This is a genomic window from Bacteroides sp. 4_1_36 (assembly GCF_003466325.1).
GTDB lineage: Bacteria > Bacteroidota > Bacteroidia > Bacteroidales > Bacteroidaceae > Bacteroides > Bacteroides uniformis.
The window spans coordinates 147,123-164,974 of sequence record NZ_QSOX01000004.1; the positions used below are offsets into that span (position 1 = coordinate 147,123).

At 48.2% G+C, this 17,852-nt stretch carries 14 protein-coding genes and 1 tRNA gene; 10 read left to right on the forward strand and 5 right to left on the reverse strand.

Features of this window, described 5'->3' with window-relative positions; genetic code table 11:
- Positions 1–76: 76 nt before the first annotated feature.
- Positions 77–150: transfer RNA gene (locus tag DXD65_RS06210), tRNA-Ala, on the reverse strand.
- A gap of 103 nt (positions 151–253) precedes the next feature.
- On the opposite strand from DXD65_RS06210, the gene DXD65_RS06215 reads away from it, so the two are divergent.
- The 7 genes from DXD65_RS06215 (at position 254) to DXD65_RS06245 (ending at position 8,094) form a co-directional block, all read left to right on the forward strand.
- Positions 254–559 carry a DUF4286 family protein gene (locus tag DXD65_RS06215; protein ID WP_005826379.1) on the forward strand — a complete coding sequence of 102 codons (306 nt, stop codon included), beginning with the start codon at positions 254–256 and terminating at the stop codon, positions 557–559.
- Positions 556–1,125, forward strand: coding sequence for a crossover junction endodeoxyribonuclease RuvC (ruvC, locus tag DXD65_RS06220; RefSeq protein ID WP_005826381.1), 570 nt, complete (start codon positions 556–558; stop codon positions 1,123–1,125). The genes DXD65_RS06215 and ruvC overlap by 4 nt, the downstream gene beginning before the upstream one ends.
- A 34-nt stretch (positions 1,126–1,159) precedes the next feature.
- Positions 1,160–3,157 (forward strand): type I pullulanase, encoded by a 1,998-nt coding sequence (gene pulA, locus DXD65_RS06225; RefSeq protein WP_008663861.1) that lies wholly within the window; start codon positions 1,160–1,162, stop codon positions 3,155–3,157.
- A gap of 10 nt (positions 3,158–3,167) precedes the next feature.
- The gene (locus DXD65_RS06230) at positions 3,168–4,640 is read left to right on the forward strand and encodes an ATP-binding cassette domain-containing protein (protein WP_117680553.1); all 1,473 of its coding nucleotides are present in this window, start codon (positions 3,168–3,170) and stop codon (positions 4,638–4,640) included.
- Positions 4,641–4,742: 102 nt separating this feature from the next.
- Positions 4,743–5,399: a fructose-6-phosphate aldolase gene (gene fsa / locus DXD65_RS06235; protein ID WP_005826385.1), complete on the forward strand. Its 657-nt coding sequence runs from the start codon at positions 4,743–4,745 to the stop codon at positions 5,397–5,399.
- A gap of 115 nt (positions 5,400–5,514) precedes the next feature.
- The gene (locus tag DXD65_RS06240; protein ID WP_035449516.1) at positions 5,515–7,413 is read left to right on the forward strand and encodes an LTA synthase family protein; all 1,899 of its coding nucleotides are present in this window, start codon (positions 5,515–5,517) and stop codon (positions 7,411–7,413) included.
- A 3-nt stretch (positions 7,414–7,416) separates the two neighbouring features.
- On the forward strand, positions 7,417–8,094 hold the full coding sequence (locus DXD65_RS06245) for a phosphatase PAP2 family protein (protein WP_005826387.1): 678 nt from the start codon (positions 7,417–7,419) through the stop codon (positions 8,092–8,094).
- 10 nt (positions 8,095–8,104) lie between these two features.
- Here DXD65_RS06245 and DXD65_RS06250 read toward each other — a convergent pair whose 3' ends face one another.
- Together DXD65_RS06250 and DXD65_RS06255 are read right to left on the reverse strand one after the other, a co-directional pair.
- Positions 8,105–10,702 (reverse strand): carboxypeptidase-like regulatory domain-containing protein, encoded by a 2,598-nt coding sequence (locus DXD65_RS06250; RefSeq protein ID WP_117887430.1) that lies wholly within the window; start codon positions 10,700–10,702, stop codon positions 8,105–8,107.
- A gap of 19 nt (positions 10,703–10,721) precedes the next feature.
- Positions 10,722–11,588, reverse strand: a complete 867-nt coding sequence (locus DXD65_RS06255) for a GLPGLI family protein (RefSeq protein WP_008663855.1) — start codon at positions 11,586–11,588, stop codon at positions 10,722–10,724.
- A 198-nt stretch (positions 11,589–11,786) separates the two neighbouring features.
- Here DXD65_RS06255 and DXD65_RS06260 point away from each other — a divergent pair, with 198 nt between their 5' ends.
- Genes DXD65_RS06260 through DXD65_RS06270 form a run of 3 tightly spaced genes read left to right on the forward strand, consistent with a single transcriptional unit; the run spans position 11,787 to position 15,191 of the window.
- Complete coding sequence (locus DXD65_RS06260) at positions 11,787–13,241, forward strand: sensor histidine kinase (protein ID WP_035449511.1); 1,455 nt, start codon at positions 11,787–11,789, stop codon at positions 13,239–13,241.
- 38 nt (positions 13,242–13,279) lie between these two features.
- The gene (locus DXD65_RS06265; RefSeq protein ID WP_005826392.1) at positions 13,280–13,963 is read left to right on the forward strand and encodes a response regulator transcription factor; all 684 of its coding nucleotides are present in this window, start codon (positions 13,280–13,282) and stop codon (positions 13,961–13,963) included.
- A 58-nt stretch (positions 13,964–14,021) separates the two neighbouring features.
- Positions 14,022–15,191 (forward strand): mechanosensitive ion channel family protein, encoded by a 1,170-nt coding sequence (locus tag DXD65_RS06270; protein WP_008663850.1) that lies wholly within the window; start codon positions 14,022–14,024, stop codon positions 15,189–15,191.
- Here the strand turns inward: DXD65_RS06270 and DXD65_RS06275 are convergent.
- Both DXD65_RS06275 and DXD65_RS06280 read right to left on the reverse strand, forming a co-directional pair.
- Entirely contained in the window at positions 15,188–16,246 is a 1,059-nt protein-coding gene (locus tag DXD65_RS06275; RefSeq protein WP_005826396.1) for an endonuclease/exonuclease/phosphatase family protein, read from the reverse strand. The two genes, DXD65_RS06270 and DXD65_RS06275, sit on opposite strands and share 4 nt — an antisense overlap.
- A 39-nt stretch (positions 16,247–16,285) precedes the next feature.
- Positions 16,286–17,743: an aminoacyl-histidine dipeptidase gene (locus DXD65_RS06280; RefSeq protein ID WP_057256368.1), complete on the reverse strand. Its 1,458-nt coding sequence runs from the start codon at positions 17,741–17,743 to the stop codon at positions 16,286–16,288.
- Positions 17,744–17,852: the final 109 nt, after the last annotated feature.

The window sequence follows — 17,852 nt, forward strand, 5'->3', positions numbered from 1 at the left end:
GGACTATATGTAAATTTATAGCTCGTTAATGCGTACAAAAAAAACGATTAGACTAATCTAACCGTTTTAATTTTCGTGGAGCGTATGAGACTCGAACTCATCACCTCGACACTGCCAGTGTCGCGCTCTAGCCAGATGAGCTAACGCCCCGTTGCCAACGTTTGCAGGCTTGCTTTCGTTTTTGATGGTGCAAATATAATGCATTATTCTGAAATAATTGCTATGTTTGCGAAAGAATTTGAAAAAATAAGTTATGCTGATATATAATACCACTTATCATGTAGAGGAAGGAGAAGACAAAAACTTCCTGATATGGATGCAGGAACACTATCTTCCCGAGGTAGAAAAGAACGGAACATTGTATGCTCCACGTATAGCCCGTATCTTGAGTCATATTGAAGAAGGAAGCATCTGCTATTCTGTTCAGTTTGAGGTGGAAAACTCTGCCAAACTGCATCGTTGGCATCAAGAGCAAGGAGTGAAACTGAACGAGGAATTACTGAATATCTTTAAAGATAAAGTGATTGGCTTTCCTACATTGATGGAGGTAATAGTGTGATACAACCGGTCAAAGAGAAAATTATATTGGGTATAGACCCTGGTACCACCATTATGGGGTATGGAGTATTGCGTGTGGCAGGTGTCAAGCCGGAAATGATAGCCATGGGAATTATCGACCTCCGCAAATTTGGAGATCACTATCTGAAGTTACGCCATATTCATGAACGGGTACTGAGTATCATAGAGAGTTATTTGCCTGACGAGCTCGCTATTGAGGCCCCTTTCTTCGGAAAGAATGTACAGTCCATGTTGAAGTTGGGGCGTGCGCAAGGCGTAGCAATGGCAGCTGCTTTGAGCAGGGATATTCCCATTACGGAATATGCTCCTTTAAAAATAAAGATGGCCATCACCGGAAACGGACAAGCATCCAAGGAACAGGTGGCAGACATGTTGCAGCGTATGCTGCATTTTCCTAAAGAGGATATGCCTACTTTTATGGATGCAACGGACGGGCTTGCTGCTGCCTATTGTCACTTTCTGCAGATGGGGCGTCCCACGGTGGAGAAAGGCTATCATGGCTGGAAAGACTTTATTGCCAAAAATCCGGATAAGGTGAAGAAGTGATAAGAATTGAAATGTAGAATCTAAAAATAATATCATGAAATTGAATGAACTTGCTATCATTGGAGTGGCTGCAACGACGGTTGTAAGCTGCACTCCCGCGAAGACGGAGTATGCTTCGTACGAACTTTACCCTGTCCGTTCGGGTAGTCTGACAGAGATGGAATATACACCTGCTGCCACGCAATTCACATTGTGGGCACCTACGGCAGATGAAGTTCGCCTGATGTTGTTCGAAGCAGGAGACGGAGGGCATGCCTATGAAACTATTTCAATGGAACCCTCTGAAGAAGGAACTTGGAAAACTAAAGTTGAAAAGGACTTGATGGGTAAATTCTACACATTCAATGTGAAAATCAATGATAAGTGGCTGGGGGACACTCCGGGTATCAATGCCAAAGCTGTAGGGGTGAATGGAAAACGTGCCGCCATCATCGACATGAAATCCACGGACCCCGAAGGATGGGTAGATGATAAACGTCCGGCATTGGCCTCTCCTGCCGATGTGATTCTTTATGAAATGCACCATCGTGATATGTCCATCGATCCGTCGTCGGGCATTGAGCATAAAGGAAAGTTCCTGGCACTGACAGAACAAGGAACGGTAAGTCCCGACAAGCTGGCAACCGGCATTGACCATCTGAAAGAATTGGGGGTGACACATGTACATCTCCTTCCGTCTTATGACTATGCCTCCGTTGATGAGACAAAGCTGGACGAGAACAAGTATAATTGGGGATATGATCCGCAGAATTACAATGTGCCTGATGGCTCTTATTCTACCGACCCCTACAAACCGGATGTTCGTATCCGGGAATTCAAGCAGATGGTGCAGGCTTTGCACAAAGCAGGTATCCGTGTTGTTCTGGATGTGGTGTATAACCATACTTTCAATACATCCGACAGTAATTTTGAACGTACAGTGCCGGGATACTTTTACCGTCAGCGACCGGACGGAACGTATGCAGACGGTTCGGCTTGTGGCAATGAAACTGCCAGCAACCGTCCGATGATGCGTAAATACATGATAGAGTCTGTATTACATTGGATTAATGAATATCACATTGACGGATTCCGTTTTGACCTGATGGGTATTCATGACATCGAGACAATGAACGAAATCCGTAAGGCAGCAACGTCTGTAGATCCGACTATATTTATATATGGTGAAGGATGGGCGGCATCGGCTCCACAGATGGCGGAAGATTCTCTGGCAATGAAAGCCAATACTTATAAGATGCCGGGTGTTGCTGCTTTCTCTGACGAAATGCGTGATGCTTTGCGCGGTCCGTTCAATGATAATCATCAAGGTGCTTTCCTTGCCGGATTGCCGGGAGGAGAGGAGAGCATAAAGTTTGGTATTGTAGGAGCCATCAGGCATCCGCAAGTAAATAATGACTCTGTGAATTATAGTAAGGATCCGTGGGCGGAACAACCTACACAGATGATCAGCTATGTTTCCTGCCATGATGATATGTGCTTGGTGGATAGGCTGAAAGCAAGTATCCCGGGTATTACTCCCGTAGAATTGGCAAAGCTTGACAAACTGGCGCAAACAGCCGTATTCACTTCCCAAGGTGTACCGTTTATTTATGCCGGTGAGGAAGTGATGCGTGACAAGAAGGGAGTACACAATAGTTTTGAGAGTCCCGATTCCATCAATGCGATTGATTGGAGACGAAAGGCGGAGCATGCAGATGTATTTGCTTATTATAAAGGGTTGATACAGCTTCGTAAGAAGCATCCGGCTTTCCGTATGGGTGATGCGGATTTGGTGCGTAAGCATTTGGAATTTCTACCGGTTGACGGCAGCAATGTGGTGGTTTACCGTCTGAAAGAAAATGCCAACGGTGATGCATGGGGAGATATTATACTAGTCTTGAATGCCCGTAAGGAGCCTGCCAAACTTACCGTACCCGAAGGTAAATATACAGTGGTCTGCAAGGATGGCTTTATCAATGAACAAGGTTTGGGCACACTGTACGGCCCCGAAGTTGTTGTTCCGGCCCAATCGGCACTGATTATGTATAAATGATGATTGGATGATGCAACAACATACAATACACATAGCGGGGGGCGTAGTACGCAACCCGCTTGTTCGTTTGACAGAGCCTGTCACCCTTGATTTCCTGGCAGGAGAACACATTGCCATTGTAGGACCGAACGGAGCCGGAAAGAGCCTCCTGGTGGATATGCTGACGGAAAAGTATCCTTTGCGTGATGGTGAGCTTACCTATGATTTCTCTCCCTCCCTCACGAAAACTGCCTATGACAATATCAAATACATTGCTTTCCGTGATACTTACGGTTCTGCCGATGCCAATTATTACTATCAACAGCGTTGGAATGCCCACGACCAGGAGGATGCTCCGCTAGTACGCGAAGTGCTGGGAGAGGTAAAAGACGATATCTTGAGGCGGCAGCTATTTGAACTTTTCAGCATAGAGCCGATGCTTGACAAGAAAATCATTCTTCTCAGCAGTGGGGAGCTGCGCAGGTTTCAGTTGACTAAAGCTTTACTGACTGTTCCCCGAATTCTTATCATGGACAATCCTTTCATAGGGCTGGATGCGCCTACCCGTGAACTGCTTTTTAATTTGCTGGAGCGGCTTACCCGGCTGGGCGAGTTGCAGATTGTCCTTGTGCTTTCCATGTTGGATGACATACCTTCATTTATTACACATGTTGTGCCGGTAGAGGACATGAAGGTGGGCGAAAAGATGGAACGTGAGGAGTATGTGCAGGCATTCTGTGCGGGCAATCAGATGCGTATTCAGGAAGAGGCCGGAGCGTTGGAGGAATTGCAGCGGCGTATTCTCGATTTGCCCTACGAACATGCGAATTTCACTTCGGACGAAGTGGTGAAATTGAACGGGGTTAGCATCCGTTACGATGACCGTACCATTCTGAAGGAGCTGGATTGGACAGTGATGCGTGGTGAGAAGTGGGCGCTGAGTGGCGAGAACGGTGCCGGCAAGTCTACCTTGCTTAGTTTGGTTTGTGCGGATAATCCGCAGTCATACGCCTGCGATATCAGTCTTTTCGGACGGAAGCGCGGAACGGGGGAGAGTATTTGGGAAATCAAGAAACACATCGGTTATGTCAGTCCGGAAATGCATCGTGCTTATCTGAAGAATCTGCCTGCCATAGAGATTGTCGCTTCCGGTCTGCACGACAGCATCGGATTGTATAAACGTCCTCATGCCGAACAGATGTCGGTATGTGAGTGGTGGATGGAGATTTTCGGTATTGCCGCCTTGAAAGACAGTCCTTTTCTGCAACTCTCCAGCGGGGAACAGCGTCTGGCATTATTGGCACGTGCTTTTGTCAAGGACCCGGAACTGCTGATATTGGATGAACCGCTTCATGGACTCGATACATACAACCGCCGTCGGGTCAAGAAGATTATAGAGGCATTCTGCCATCGTCGGGATAAAACGATGATTATGGTAACCCACTATGAGAATGAATTGCCGCAAACAATTACTAACCGTTTATTCTTGAAGCGAAACCGCTGACCAGATAATAATTAGTCAAGCAAAGATAATAAAGGACTAGCAGGAACCATTTATGGTGTAAATCGTTATATTTGTAATATCAACCATCTAAACATTTATATCATGAAGTTTTTTATTGATACGGCAAATTTAGAACAGATTCGGGAGGCCTATGACTTGGGCGTACTCGACGGAGTTACCACTAATCCTTCGCTTATGGCAAAAGAAGGTATCAAAGGAGTGGAGAACCAGCGTAAGCACTATGTGGACATCTGTAATATTGTGCAAGGCGATGTGAGTGCCGAGGTGATAGCTACCGACTATGAAGGCATGATTAAAGAGGGTGAAGAATTGGCAGCCTTGAATCCGCATATCGTAGTGAAGGTGCCTTGCATTGCAGAAGGTATCAAGGCCGTTAAATACTTCTCGGGCAAAGGTATCCGTACAAATTGTACTCTGGTATTTTCTGTCGGTCAGGCATTGCTTGCAGCCAAGGCAGGTGCAACGTATGTTTCTCCGTTTGTGGGGCGTCTCGATGACATCTGTGAGGATGGCATTGCATTGGTTGCGAAGATTGTAGAGATGTACCGTTATTATGGATATACCACCCAGGTACTTGCCGCCTCTATCCGTCATACGGCACATATCATGCAGTGTATAGAGGTGGGTGCTGATGTGGCTACTTGTCCGCTTTCGGCCATTAAGGGTTTACTTAATCATCCGCTGACCGATTCCGGTCTGAAGAAGTTCCTTGAAGATTACAAACGCGTGAACGGATAAACTTAAAATATCCTATAAGCCTATCTTTCAATGTAATTATTGACTAATATTGGTGAGAAATAGAATAAAAAGATTTATTTTTGCACCTTATATTTAGATATACAATAAGGCACCGATGAAAGATAGGCTCATAGGATTTATTAAGACATACTGCTTGTTTGTCTGCATTTTTGTGTTGCAGAAACCACTATTTATGCTGTTTTACAAATCGCTGTATCCGGATGCCTCGTGTGCGGACTGGTTCAGTGTCATTTGGCATGGGTTACCTTTAGACCTATCTCTGGCTGGTTATCTGACAGCTATTCCCGGTTTTCTTTTCATAACCTCTGTATGGACACTTTCTAAATCCCTTCATCGCATCTGGTGCGGCTATTTCCTCTTCATTTCAGTACTTATCTCCATAATTTTTACTGTCGATTTAGGATTATACGAGTATTGGGGGTTCCGTTTGGATGCTACTCCGTTATTCTATTTCTTTTCCTCCCCTAAAGACGCAGTGGCCAGTGTCAGCATTTGGATGGTGCTGGGGGGAATTGTGGCAATGGCTGTTTATGCTGTCGTGCTGTATGCTGTTTTCTACGGCATCTTGCTGCAGAAGAAGCTGTTGCTGCGGATGAAACTGCCTTATCGTCGCCTGAAGGTGTCAGGTATATTGTTGCTGATGACGGGGTTACTGTTTATTCCTATCCGTGGAGGCTTTACAGTATCTACCATGAATGTGGGGAAAGTCTATTTCAGTGCCGAGCAGCGTCTGAACCATGCAGCTATCAACCCTGCATTCAGTCTGATGGAATCTCTTGCCAAGCAGAAGGACTTCAGCAAGCAGTACCGTTTTATGGAAGCTGCGGAGGCCGACCGGCTTTTTAAAGACATGCTTGAACCCGCAGGTGCCGGTGGTCAAACGGAAGAGACAGATTCTGTGCTGCAACCTGCCGATTCACTGCATACTTTATTCAATACTCAGCGTCCCGATGTACTCTTTGTGATTCTTGAGAGTTTTTCCTCCAGGTTGATGACAGCTTTGGGAGGTGAGCCGAATATTGCCGTCCATCTGGATAGCTTGAGTAAGGAAGGGGTGCTCTTTACGAACTTCTACGCCAACAGTTTCCGTACGGACCGTGGGCTGGTGGCTATCTTGAGTGGCTATCCTGCCCAGCCCACTACTAGTATTATGAAGTATCCCCGTAAAACGCAGTCCATTCCTGCCATTGCAGGCAGCTTGCGGAAGGCGGGTTATGGTACCAAGTATTATTATGGCGGTGATGCCGACTTTACCAATATGCGTTCCTACCTGATGTCATCAGGCTTTGAAGACATTGTTTCCGACCAGGATTTTCCCGTAACGGAACGTTTAAGTAAGTGGGGGGCGCACGACCATCTCGTATTCAACCGTCTGCTGGAAGACTTGAAAGCCGAAGCTGCCGAAGGAACTGCCGAAGAGAAAACTCCTCATTTCCGTGTCTTGCAGACCTCCAGCAGCCACGAGCCTTTTGAAGTACCTTTCCGTCGTCTGGAGAATGACCGGCTGAACGCCTTTGCCTATACGGATAGTTGTGCAGGCGATTTTGTAAGACAGTTCCGTGAGCTTCCCCAGTGGAAGAATACGGTGATTGTGTTTGTTCCAGACCACTTGGGAGCTTATCCCGAACATATCGACAATTTGTCGGTAGAACGCTACCGGATACCTCTGTTGATGGTGGGCGGTGCTGTCCGAGAGCCGAGGCGCATTGACGTCTATGGCTCGCAACATGATATTGCAGCCACGTTGCTGGCTCAATTGGCGCTGCCCCATGATGAGTTTGTTTTCAGTAAAGATATGCTTAATCCCGCTTCCCCTCATTTCGCGTTCTTTACCGTACCCGATGCTTTCGGTATGGTGACAGCGGACAATCAAGTGATATTCAATTGCCAGGCGGGTACTGTGGTAGTGGATGAGGGCACAGCAAAAGGGAAGAACCTGCCGTTGGGCAAAGCCTATTTGCAAAAATTATATGATGATATAGCCAAAAGATAACGTATGACAGCACTTATGGACGCCTTGCAAGGGGCAATAGATGTAGACACAAACATATTTTTTTCCATCAATCGGATGCACAACATGTATTTCGATTATTTTATGAGCGCTTATAGCGGTAAGTGGGTTTGGATTCCCATGTATGCTGCCATCTGGTATGTGATGTTGCGCAATTTTCATTGGAAGGTCACACTGTTTTGCATGATAGGCCTTGCGCTCACCATTACTTTTGCCGACCAGGCATGTGCCACTTGGATACGTCCCTATGTGGAGCGTATGCGTCCTTCTAATCTGAATAATCCCATTTCGGAGATGGTGCATATCGTCAACAATCATCGTGGAGGGCGTTATGGTTTTCCTTCGTGTCATGCCGCCAATACCTTCGGATTGGCGTTTTTCCTGTTCTTTCTATTCCGCAAGCGGTGGCTTACTCTTTTCATTATGGCCTGGGCGTTGCTGACGTGCTATTCGCGCGTATATCTCGGTGTGCATTATCCGGGTGATTTGTTGGCAGGGACTATTGTGGGGCTGATTGGTGCCTGGCTGATTTACCGCTTGTTTGTGAAGGTTAGCGGATATAAGCGTGTCGAGCATGTCACTCATGTCTATGCTCCTATATGGGTAGGGTTGCTGACGATAGCGGGGATGCTGGTTTATGCCGGAATACGGATATTGTTGTAGATGACAGTCTTTAGAACTGATAACCAGCAGTCACCATAACCTCCCGTGGACGGATATTCAACCGTGAAGTATAGCTTTGTGTGGCCGAGTAGGTAGTATAGGCATACTCTTTCTTGTTGAACAGATTGCTGAGGCTGGCTTCCACTCTCCATTTCCTTGTCTTATAAATGAGTGATGCGTCTACAAACAGTGTGTTGAGATGCGTATCGCTGTTTAAATCGTTCCGGTAATGTTCTCCGGAAAGGCAGAGGTCGACGTGCCCGATGCTGAATGTGAGGTGCATACGCTGTACGAAGTCCAGTAGAGGAGCAAGGTGCGCGTCGTTCCCTATTTTACTGCCGCCATAGCTGATTGTGGCATGATATTCGGCTTCGAAAGCTTCGGCGGGCGACCATATCAGTTTGGGTTCCATCTTAAGATAGTCATAACGGTATTTTTGAGGCGGGCCGTTTCCGGCTGTTTCCGTTTGTGGAGTGAGGGCGTCTGTATCTGAAACCTGTGTCAACTGCCAGCCGGTATTGCGGCTCAGTTGTAAGTCAAGTGAGGTTTTCAGATTCCAGTCGAAAAATCCCTTGGAGAGAGTGCTGAGCAGGAACCAACTTTGTGTACTGTTGGAATGTAGGCGAAGGGTGTGGACAATGCGGTTTTCAGAGATACTCTGTTCATTCAAGGTGTTGTAGTGTACATGCCGGTAGGACAAAGTGGCGGTGGCGAAAAATTCCTGCACGGTATTCTTGTATTCTCCATAAAGGTTGTATTGTTGGCGTATACTGACGGGGAAGAGGCCGTCAGTGTTTTTCCAGGTACGGTAGTCTGTCCGATAGGTAAAAGGGCAGAGGTCTGTGACATCTCCTGCTGAGCGGTGTAAACTGCCGTAGAGGGAAATTTTCCAATGGTAGTCCGGCTGATAGCGCAGATAGAGTGACGGATTGAAAAAGAGAAAAGAACGCTGTTGCGAGAAGTAGCGCTTATAGCTGAGAGGGAGTGACAGACTTCCCTGCCACTTGCCTTGTTCCAATTGGAAGTAGGAGGAGAGGTAGGGAGAAAAACTGGATGCGCCAAATGTTTCCATTCGGGTGGAATGGTACTTTACCGATGCCCATTCGCCCTTTATACCGGCGGTGTATTGCCGGGTGAAACCGTTGTGTTTTCTTAGGTGGCTGGCCTTATTGTCGTTGTAAAGGCTGTGCTGGATGAATTTGTCTTTCCCGTCGTGTAGTGACAAGGAGGAGGGTAGATAGGCATACTGTGTGGCAGAATTGAACTTCCATGTGCTTTTCTCTCCATTGCGGATAAGGCTGAAGAAATTCTTTGCCGTAAACTGGGAGGTGCGCATCGTTTGCTGCAACTCGTGGGAGGTGCCGCGGTTCGTTTCACTTTCTGCCAGGAAGCGGTTCGACAGATAGTGGATGGTCTTGTTATCCTCATAGTGCATTTCCATATGGGCGGCATCGTTCTGCAGGCAGTAGTGGTAGGCTTCATCCATGCGTATGGTGTCATCGGGCTGGTAGTAGACTTGCGAGTTGCCCCGTTGCTGGGTAATCCGGTTATGGGTATATCCGGCTTGCAGGCGCAGGGAACGTTCGTCGTTCCATTTATACATGCGGTTGGCGTTCAGTGTATGGGTTTCGTTGAAGAGCAGCCGTTGCTTGTCGAGGGGAGCGCTGATGCCCGGTTGTACCAGAAAGCCGTGCAGGGGAATCTGTTGGGATGTGTTGTTTGTCAGTATATGTTGCTCACGGCTAAGGTCGGTACCGTTGTTGTTGCTCTTGTAGCCGTAGATGCTTTGCTTGCCTTTACCCAGTTGGAGGGCATTGGCGGCGTTTTCCCAAAGAAGCGTTCCTTGGTCCCTCTTCGTTTGTGCCGTTCCGGTCGTTTCTTGTGTTCCATCGCTCCAGCCTGCACCCAGGGTACCGTTGACAATCCATTGGTCGCGTGCCTGTGGGTCGAGTTTCAGGTTCAGGGCTATTTCATCCGAACTGAGTTTTCCTTTCAATGCCTTGACCGATTGGTAGTTCTCCATAATTTCTGCCGATTTTACGGCTTTGGCACTGAGGTTGTTGTTGATTTGGCTGTAGCGTCCACCCGTCACGTCCATACCCTCCACAAAATAGTGGTCGATGGCTTTACCTTTATATTTCACCTGCCCGTTGTCGTCAATATCCACACCGGGGAGCTTTTTCAGAACATCCTTGATGTGTATGTCCTTGGAAGAGGCAAACTCTGCCAGATTATACCTTACGGTATCTTTCCTGCCATGAATGCGGCCGGGACGTATTTGGACTTCTTTCAGTGCAATGGCTTCGGGATGCAGACGAATATGGAGTGTTCCTGCTGCCGATATGTTGCGTATTTCCCGTCTATAGCCCAGCAGTGATACGCTGACTTGCAGGTTGCCGTTGTATTTCCATGGCAGGGAATATCTCCCCCGGGCATCGGTCAGGGCGTAATCTATCATGGTGCCGTTTCGCAGCACACTAATCATTATGGCTTCCAGCGGTTGTCCGGTTTCTTCGTCCGTTACCAAGCCACTGAGAGACTGTGCATGCGCTGTCATTGCAAACAAGGCAAGGATTGGCAGCAAGAGTTTCTTGAAGTGTATATCCATTGGAGTTCGATGGGATGAATCAGTCAAGTTCCAGCGGATTGTGGGCTATATTCTTCGGCTTCCTGGCTTCATTGCCCTGGTTGTCGCGTATGGTGATACGTACGTTAGGCGTGTTGCCCATAATGAATCCTACCGGGTCGGCATAGTATCTTTCGTGGATTTTGTTGTACGCCTTGCGGTTTACGGGTTCATAATCTTTTCCGTTGAAGAGGATAGGTCGGTAGGAATGGCATTGCTCCATACCGGTGCAGGTAAAGAGATAATGCCCCCTGTTGTCTTCTGCTTTCAGTATCAGTCCGGGCAGTCCGAACAGCTTCCACGGCCCTTCGCTGGAGGAAATCTCCGGACTGTACCAGACAATCCATCTGCGTCCCTTAAACACGCATTCTGCTTTTTGGCAGAGATACGAGAGGATGGTTGCCGTGTCTGTCTGCAGCGTCCACTGTGGGCACTCTTCCGGTTCCTCGCACCGGAGTCTGTTAATGTCTCCGGCAATTTCATCCAGTGTGGTCACTTTGCCTACGGGGTATCTCTTGTAGGTCTGTTCGTTCAGCTTGCTTTTTCCGAACTGTTTGGCGTGTTCAATCATCGTTTCTTGCGAGGCGTTATTGGCAATGTCGGCAGCAAATACCGAGTCGCCCACATACTTTGTGTAACTGTAGAACTTGGAGCATTTCTTGCCGATTTCCAACATCATGGTTTCCTGGAAACGCTCTTCCGACAGTGTGTCCGTACAGCCGTCCACTTCATACTGCACCATGAGTACAGTCTGGTCTATGGTATCTTTTCTGAACGTCTTGCCGGAGCCGATTTTGATGTTAAACTGTGCGCAGGCGGTTGTGGTGGTTATCAACAGCATGGCGGTGAGTAGAATCTGCTTTTTCATACTTTTTCGTTGTTAGGAATTACTGTTTCGAGGACGTGTCATGTGTCCTGTCGTCGCAAATCTATGCGGAATTTGTCTTTCCGGAGTGAGAAAGTTATTACTGAAATGTTACTCAAATGAGAATAGCCGCCTCGCGCGTACCTCTGATTGGAGGAAACCCTTACCTTTGTATAGTATAAAAGAAGAACAGACTCTGAGATGGAAAAACGAATCAGAATAGTATGGGCATTGTCACTGATATCCATGCTGCTACTTGTAGCAGGGCAGGGATATTGGTTGTGGAACCAGTATCAGTATAAGAATGAGGAATATGAAGAAGAGATACACCGCCTTGTCATGGATGCCGTGGCAGTGAACGACTCTATCCGGCGTGAACAGCCGAAGAAAGTGTTCAACAAGCCTAATATATCCTTTTTCAACACCAATGTGGACATGCATACGGATAGGGATTCATTGACCAACAAGCTCAAAGAGCGCTATACGCGTACGTTTGTGGTGGGGGCCATGGCAGATAAATCCGTTCTATCCACGGCAATGAAGGATAGTATTGTCTATAAGGACAAGATTGTGATACATGGCGAAGACAAGCTGCTTTTCAACATGAGCTTCAGCGAGGCGATAGTTGCTTATCAGTTGCAGATAGATGTCCCTTTTACGTTGCAGCGCTTCGATTCGGTGCTGGCGACTAAACTGGACGGCATGTCTTTCACTACCGGACTAGTCACGCCGCGCGACAGCCTCTATCAATGGGTGGAAACCGTAGAACGGCTGGGGAGTGATTTGCATCCGGTCATCCGTCTGGTTTATCCTTACAATCCGCTGAAGCGGGAGTTGGTACAAGTGGATGTGCAGGTGATGCCGCATACTCTTTTGCTCCGTATGGGCTGGCAACTTCTGGGCAGCTTGGTATTGATTCTTCTGCTGTCTGTCTGTCTGCTGTTCCAGATAAAGACCATTTTGAAGCAGCACCGTGTGGACGAGTTGCGGAAAAGCTTTGTCAACACCATGATACACGAGTTGAAACGTCCCGTGCAGGCCTTGAAGATGTGCGTCTCTTTTCTCAATGACAAAACAATGCGTACCGACGAGCAGGCCATGGATGAAGTGGTGCGTGATTCCGTTTCCGAGCTGGACAACCTTTCCGCCTACCTCCGGAAGCTGCGCGACATGACCCGTGCTGACGATGAGCAGACACAACTTTCCCTCAGTACTTTCGATTTGAAACCGGTTGTGGAGAAGTTGATACGCCTGCAGCATGCTCCTGGAGGAAAACAAGTATCTTTCGAGACACATTTCACGGACAACCTGCTGGTTACGGCCGACCCCGTGCACATGGCAAATATCATCAGTAATCTGATGGAAAATGCCGTGAAATATTCGGGAAGCTCCGTCAGTATCCGGGTAGAATGCCGCCTGCATGGCCACGAGCTCACATTGAAAGTTTCCGATGACGGCATTGGTATCCCTGTTTCCGAGCAGGGACGGGTATTCGATAAGTTTTACCGTAGCAGCAACTTGCCTGACCGTTCCTTGCCGGGCATCGGTTTGGGGTTGAGTTATGTCAAGTTGTTGGTTGAGGCTCATAGGGGAACCGTCTTTCTGACCAGTCAGATTGGGAGGGGGACGACGGTGGAAATAACCATTCCACAATAATCTGCACAGATGGATATCGAGAATATAAATAGCAACTCATGAAACCACTGAAAATTCTTTTTGCTGACGATGACCTGAAGTATTCCATGCTTCTGAAACGCTTCCTGGAGAAAGAGGGTTATGAAGTGACCTATGCCGGAAATGGTCTTATCGCCCTCGACCAGTTTCCTCTTGTCAAACCGGACCTTGTCTTGCTTGACATCAATATGCCCGGGCTCAATGGCTTTGAAGTGGCAAAACGAATCCGGGAGGCGGACAAGCATGTCCTCATCTTTTTTCTTTCCGACCGCAGCGACAAGGCTGACCGCCTGCAAGGATTCCAACTGAAGGCGAACGATTATCTTGCCAAACCTTTCTATCCGGAAGAGCTTACGGCGCGTATCCGCGAGCGTTTCACTTCGCAGTTGTCCGGCGTGGCAGAGGATGAGATGTATGCTTTCGGCCATTCCGTATTCAATTACAGTACGAACGAGATTCGTACGGGAAATAGTAAGGTGCTGATTACTTCCCGTCAAGCCGATATCCTTCGCTTGCTTGCGCTGAATGTGAATAAGACTGTCAGTCGCGATACGTTGCTGGATGCTGTGTGGGGCACTGCCTCGTATGCCAACTCCCTTGCCTTGAATGTACAGATGTCCTATCTGCGGCGGTCGCTAAAAAACGACCCGAGCGTGAGGATTGAGTCGTTGATGAAAAAAGGGTATATGCTTGCCGTTCTCTGAAAACATCTTTATCTTTGGATTGTTATACAAACAAGACATTTCAAAAAAAAGAGAGCTTATGATGAGTTTAGGAGGATGGATGAATAAAATCTTGATAGGTTGGGGGATAGACCCGAAGTTTGCCGATATGTTTGACGAGACGATTATTGCACTGCTGATGGTGGGGCTTTCGATAGGGCTGGACTATTTGTGCCAGGCAATCTTCGTTGGCGGTATGAAGCATTATACCCGACGCTCTCCCCATCAGTGGAATACGTTGCTGATGAAACGCAGGGTGATACACCATTTGATACATATTCTGCCGGGAATCCTCATCTACTACCTGCTGCCCATGGCCTTTGTGCGTGGAAAGGAGATGCTTGAGTTCTCACAAAAGGTGTGTGCTGTCTATATCATTGTGGCGGTGCTGCTTACTATTAACGGCTTGTTGCTGGTACTGCTCGATGTTTATAACATGAAGGACAAGCAGAAGAACCGTCCGCTGAAAGGCTTCGTGCAGGTATTGCAAGTGCTGCTGTTTTTTATCGGAGGTATCATAGTGGTTTCAGTGCTGATAGGCAAGTCTCCTATGACCTTGTTTGCCGGTCTGGGCGCATCTGCAGCTGTACTGATGCTGGTATTTAAGGACAGCATTCTGGGGTTTGTGGCCGGCGTGCAGCTCTCTGCCAACGACATGTTGCGGATAGGGGACTGGATAGCGCTGCCGGGTGGCGTTGCCAATGGAGTTGTAGAGGAGATTACGCTGAACACGGTCAAGATACGCAACTGGGACGAAACCATCTCGACCGTACCACCGTATACCCTGGTGAACAACTCTTTTCAGAACTGGCGCGGCATGCAGGAAAGTGGCGGGCGACGGGTAAACAAGAATATCTTTCTGGATATGACTACCCTGAAGTTCTGCACTCCGGAAATGCTGGATAATATCCGCAAGGAAGTCCCCTTGATGGCCGACTATCAGCCAGCAGAAGAAGAGGTGCCAACCAATGCGCAGCTCTACCGTATCTACATCGAACGCTATTTGTGCAGCCTGCCGGTGGTGAACCAGGAGATGGACTTGATTATCAGCCAGAAGGAACCCACGACGTATGGGGTACCCATCCAGGTATATTTCTTCTCTCGCAACAAGGTATGGAAAGAGTACGAGCGCATTCAGTCCGACATCTTCGACCACTTGCTGGTGATGGTACAGAAGTTTGACTTGAAACTGTATCAGTATTCCGACTAATATATCAACCGGAACTCCGCATATACAGGCAAGTGGTCGCTGTATCCTCCTTGATACTTCATCCCGTAGTAGGTGCGGAAGGGTTGCTGCCCTCCGTATTTCTTGTCTCTTGTCAGTAGGAAGGGCAGGCAGAATACGTCTGCCTTTGCTTCCTCTGTATATAGCGGTGCGTGTTCTTGCAGCAACGTACCCGATACGATGATGTGGTCCAGTAGTCCCCATTCTCCTTGATACTTGTAGCTGCCGAAGTGCTTGCGTGTTTTGGCTTTTCCTGCCAGTAGATGGTAAAGTTTTTGTGGACGTAGAGAGTCTTGCAATGTTGACGGTGCTGCTGCCTCCAACACCTCCTTTACCGATTTATTCTCCGGATAATCGTTGAAATCCCCTAAAAGGACAATTTGCGGATGTCGGCGTATCGTGTATAGGCTGTCTATGGCATGCTTCACCTTTCGGGCAGCCAGTAGCCGGTAAGGTTCAGACTCTCTTGCCCCTCCCGAACGGGATGGGAAGTGAGCTACCAGTACATCAAGCGTATCCCGGTTCAGCAACAATCCGCTGACGTGAAGAATGTCCCGTGTGGGACGGCTATTCTTCCGGGGCTTGTCTACGGGGAGGCTCTGATAGGAAAGCAGTTTGAAAAGATTACGTTGATACAACAGCGCTACGTCGATGCCGCGTTTGTCGGGAGATTGTGTCATCACATACCGGTAGTCTGCTTCGCGCAAGGCAGAGTAGCGGGTAAGGTCGCGCATCACACTGTCATTCTCCACCTCACACAAGGCAACAAGGGCGGGCGGCGTCCATCCTCCGGTGGCGATGATGACGCGGGCTATATTATCCAGTTTCTTTCTGTATTTAGAGTAATTCCAATGTCGGGTGGCATCCGGCAGGAACTCGTAGTCATTCTTTAGTGTGTCATGTCGGGAGTCGAATAGGTTTTCTACATTGTAGCTTACTATCCGAAACGTGAGGGTATCTTTTCCTTCTTGCCCGTACAGACTGATGTACGGGCAGAGAAGGAAGAGTATAACTCCTATCTTATGGATAACGTTCATACAAACGATTCCCGTTCCCCTTTAAGGAACGCGGGATATTTATTTCACCGGAATGTGCTTCAGTATATCCAGCAGATGGTCCCAGAACTTCTGTACGGTAGGAATCAGCATCCGTTCGTCGGGAGAGTGCACACCCTGCAGGGTAGGTCCGAAGGAAATCATGTCCAGTGCCGGGTATTTGTCAAGGAACAGTCCGCATTCCAAACCTGCATGGATAGCTTTTACCTTGGCATCTACACCGAACAAACGTTTGTAGGACTCAACAGCCACTTCCAGGATTTCTGAATGCGGGTTGGGCTTCCAGCCCGGATATCCGTCGCCGAAAGATACGGCTGCTCCACCCATTTCGAATACAGTACGCACCATATTGGCAATGTCTTGTTTGGAGGAGGCGGTAGAGCTGCGCTGGCTGGTCTCGATACGGATGATATGGCCGGATTTCATCTTTACGGAGGCCAGATTGGTGGAGGTTTCCACCAGCCCCGGAATGTCTTGGCTCATGGCATACACACCGTGAGGTGCGGCATAGATGGTTTGCAGCAAGCGCTTGGCGGTATCTTTGTCAATGGCTTTGGGACGGGCTGCTTCCGATTCAAGCACGAATTGGAGGTCCGGGTCAACGACGGCATATTCTGCCTCCACTTCGGCGGCAAAGACATTCAAGTCTGTGCGCAGGGCATGCTTGTCGGCATCGGGTATGGCAATTACCGCGTGTGCTTCGCGGGCAATGGCGTTGCGCAGGTTACCACCGTCTATTTCGCAAAGGTACATGTCGTACTTCTGGGATGCCTGGCTCAGGAAGCGGTTCAACAGTTTGTTGGCATTGCCGCGCCCCAGGTGTATGTCGCCGCCGGAGTGTCCACCTTTCAGCCCCTTTACCTGCACTTTGCAGCAGAAATACCCTGCCGGTACGTCCACTTCCCGGTAGGTGAATTCGGCAACGGAATCTATACCGCCTGCACAGCCGATGAAGAGCTCGCCTTCATCTTCGGAATCGAGGTTCAACAGAATGTCTCCGTTCATGAAGCCTTCTTTCAGGGCGAAGGCACCGGTCAGTCCGGTCTCCTCGTCCACGGTGAAGAGGCATTCGATAGGACCGTGCTCGATGCTGTCGTCGGCAAGGATAGCCAGTTCGGTGGCTACACCGATGCCGTTGTCGGCTCCCAAGGTTGTACCTTTGGCTTTCAGCCATTCACCGTCAATTTCGGTTTCGATAGGGTCGGTCAGGAAGTCGTGCTTCACGTCGTTGTTCTTTTCACATACCATGTCGATGTGCGATTGAAGTACGACAGTCTTGCGGTTTTCCATACCCGGAGTAGCGGGTTTCTTTATCAGAACGTTTCCGGCTTCGTCCACCTTCGTTTCCAACTTATGTTTTTCTCCGAATGCTTTTAAGTAAGCAATGATTTTCTCTTCCTTCTTCGAAGGGCGCGGCACTTGGCAGATTTCCTCAAAATAGTGAAATACACCAGCCGGTTTCAAGTCTTTTTTTTCCATAATTATCTGAATTAGCGGCTGCCTTACATGTGTTTATGCAGCCTTCATTATCAATTGTCAAATATCAATTCTCCATTAAATTAACCACTTATTGCTAAATATGGTTAAA

Excerpts from the sequence above, each read along its gene's own strand:
- DXD65_RS06215 (WP_005826379.1), top strand. The coding sequence starts at position 254 with ATGCTGATATATAATACCACTTATCATGTAGAGGAAGGAGAAGACAAA.
- pulA (WP_008663861.1), top strand. The coding sequence starts at position 1,160 with ATGAAATTGAATGAACTTGCTATCATTGGAGTGGCTGCAACGACGGTT.
- DXD65_RS06230 (WP_117680553.1), top strand. The coding sequence starts at position 3,168 with ATGCAACAACATACAATACACATAGCGGGGGGCGTAGTACGCAACCCG.
- fsa (WP_005826385.1), top strand. The coding sequence starts at position 4,743 with ATGAAGTTTTTTATTGATACGGCAAATTTAGAACAGATTCGGGAGGCC.
- DXD65_RS06240 (WP_035449516.1), top strand. The coding sequence starts at position 5,515 with ATGAAAGATAGGCTCATAGGATTTATTAAGACATACTGCTTGTTTGTC.
- DXD65_RS06245 (WP_005826387.1), top strand. The coding sequence starts at position 7,417 with ATGACAGCACTTATGGACGCCTTGCAAGGGGCAATAGATGTAGACACA.
- DXD65_RS06250 (WP_117887430.1), bottom strand. The coding sequence starts at position 10,702 with ATGGATATACACTTCAAGAAACTCTTGCTGCCAATCCTTGCCTTGTTT.
- DXD65_RS06255 (WP_008663855.1), bottom strand. The coding sequence starts at position 11,588 with ATGAAAAAGCAGATTCTACTCACCGCCATGCTGTTGATAACCACCACA.
- DXD65_RS06260 (WP_035449511.1), top strand. The coding sequence starts at position 11,787 with ATGGAAAAACGAATCAGAATAGTATGGGCATTGTCACTGATATCCATG.
- DXD65_RS06265 (WP_005826392.1), top strand. The coding sequence starts at position 13,280 with ATGAAACCACTGAAAATTCTTTTTGCTGACGATGACCTGAAGTATTCC.
- DXD65_RS06270 (WP_008663850.1), top strand. The coding sequence starts at position 14,022 with ATGATGAGTTTAGGAGGATGGATGAATAAAATCTTGATAGGTTGGGGG.
- DXD65_RS06275 (WP_005826396.1), bottom strand. The coding sequence starts at position 16,246 with ATGAACGTTATCCATAAGATAGGAGTTATACTCTTCCTTCTCTGCCCG.
- DXD65_RS06280 (WP_057256368.1), bottom strand. The coding sequence starts at position 17,743 with ATGGAAAAAAAAGACTTGAAACCGGCTGGTGTATTTCACTATTTTGAG.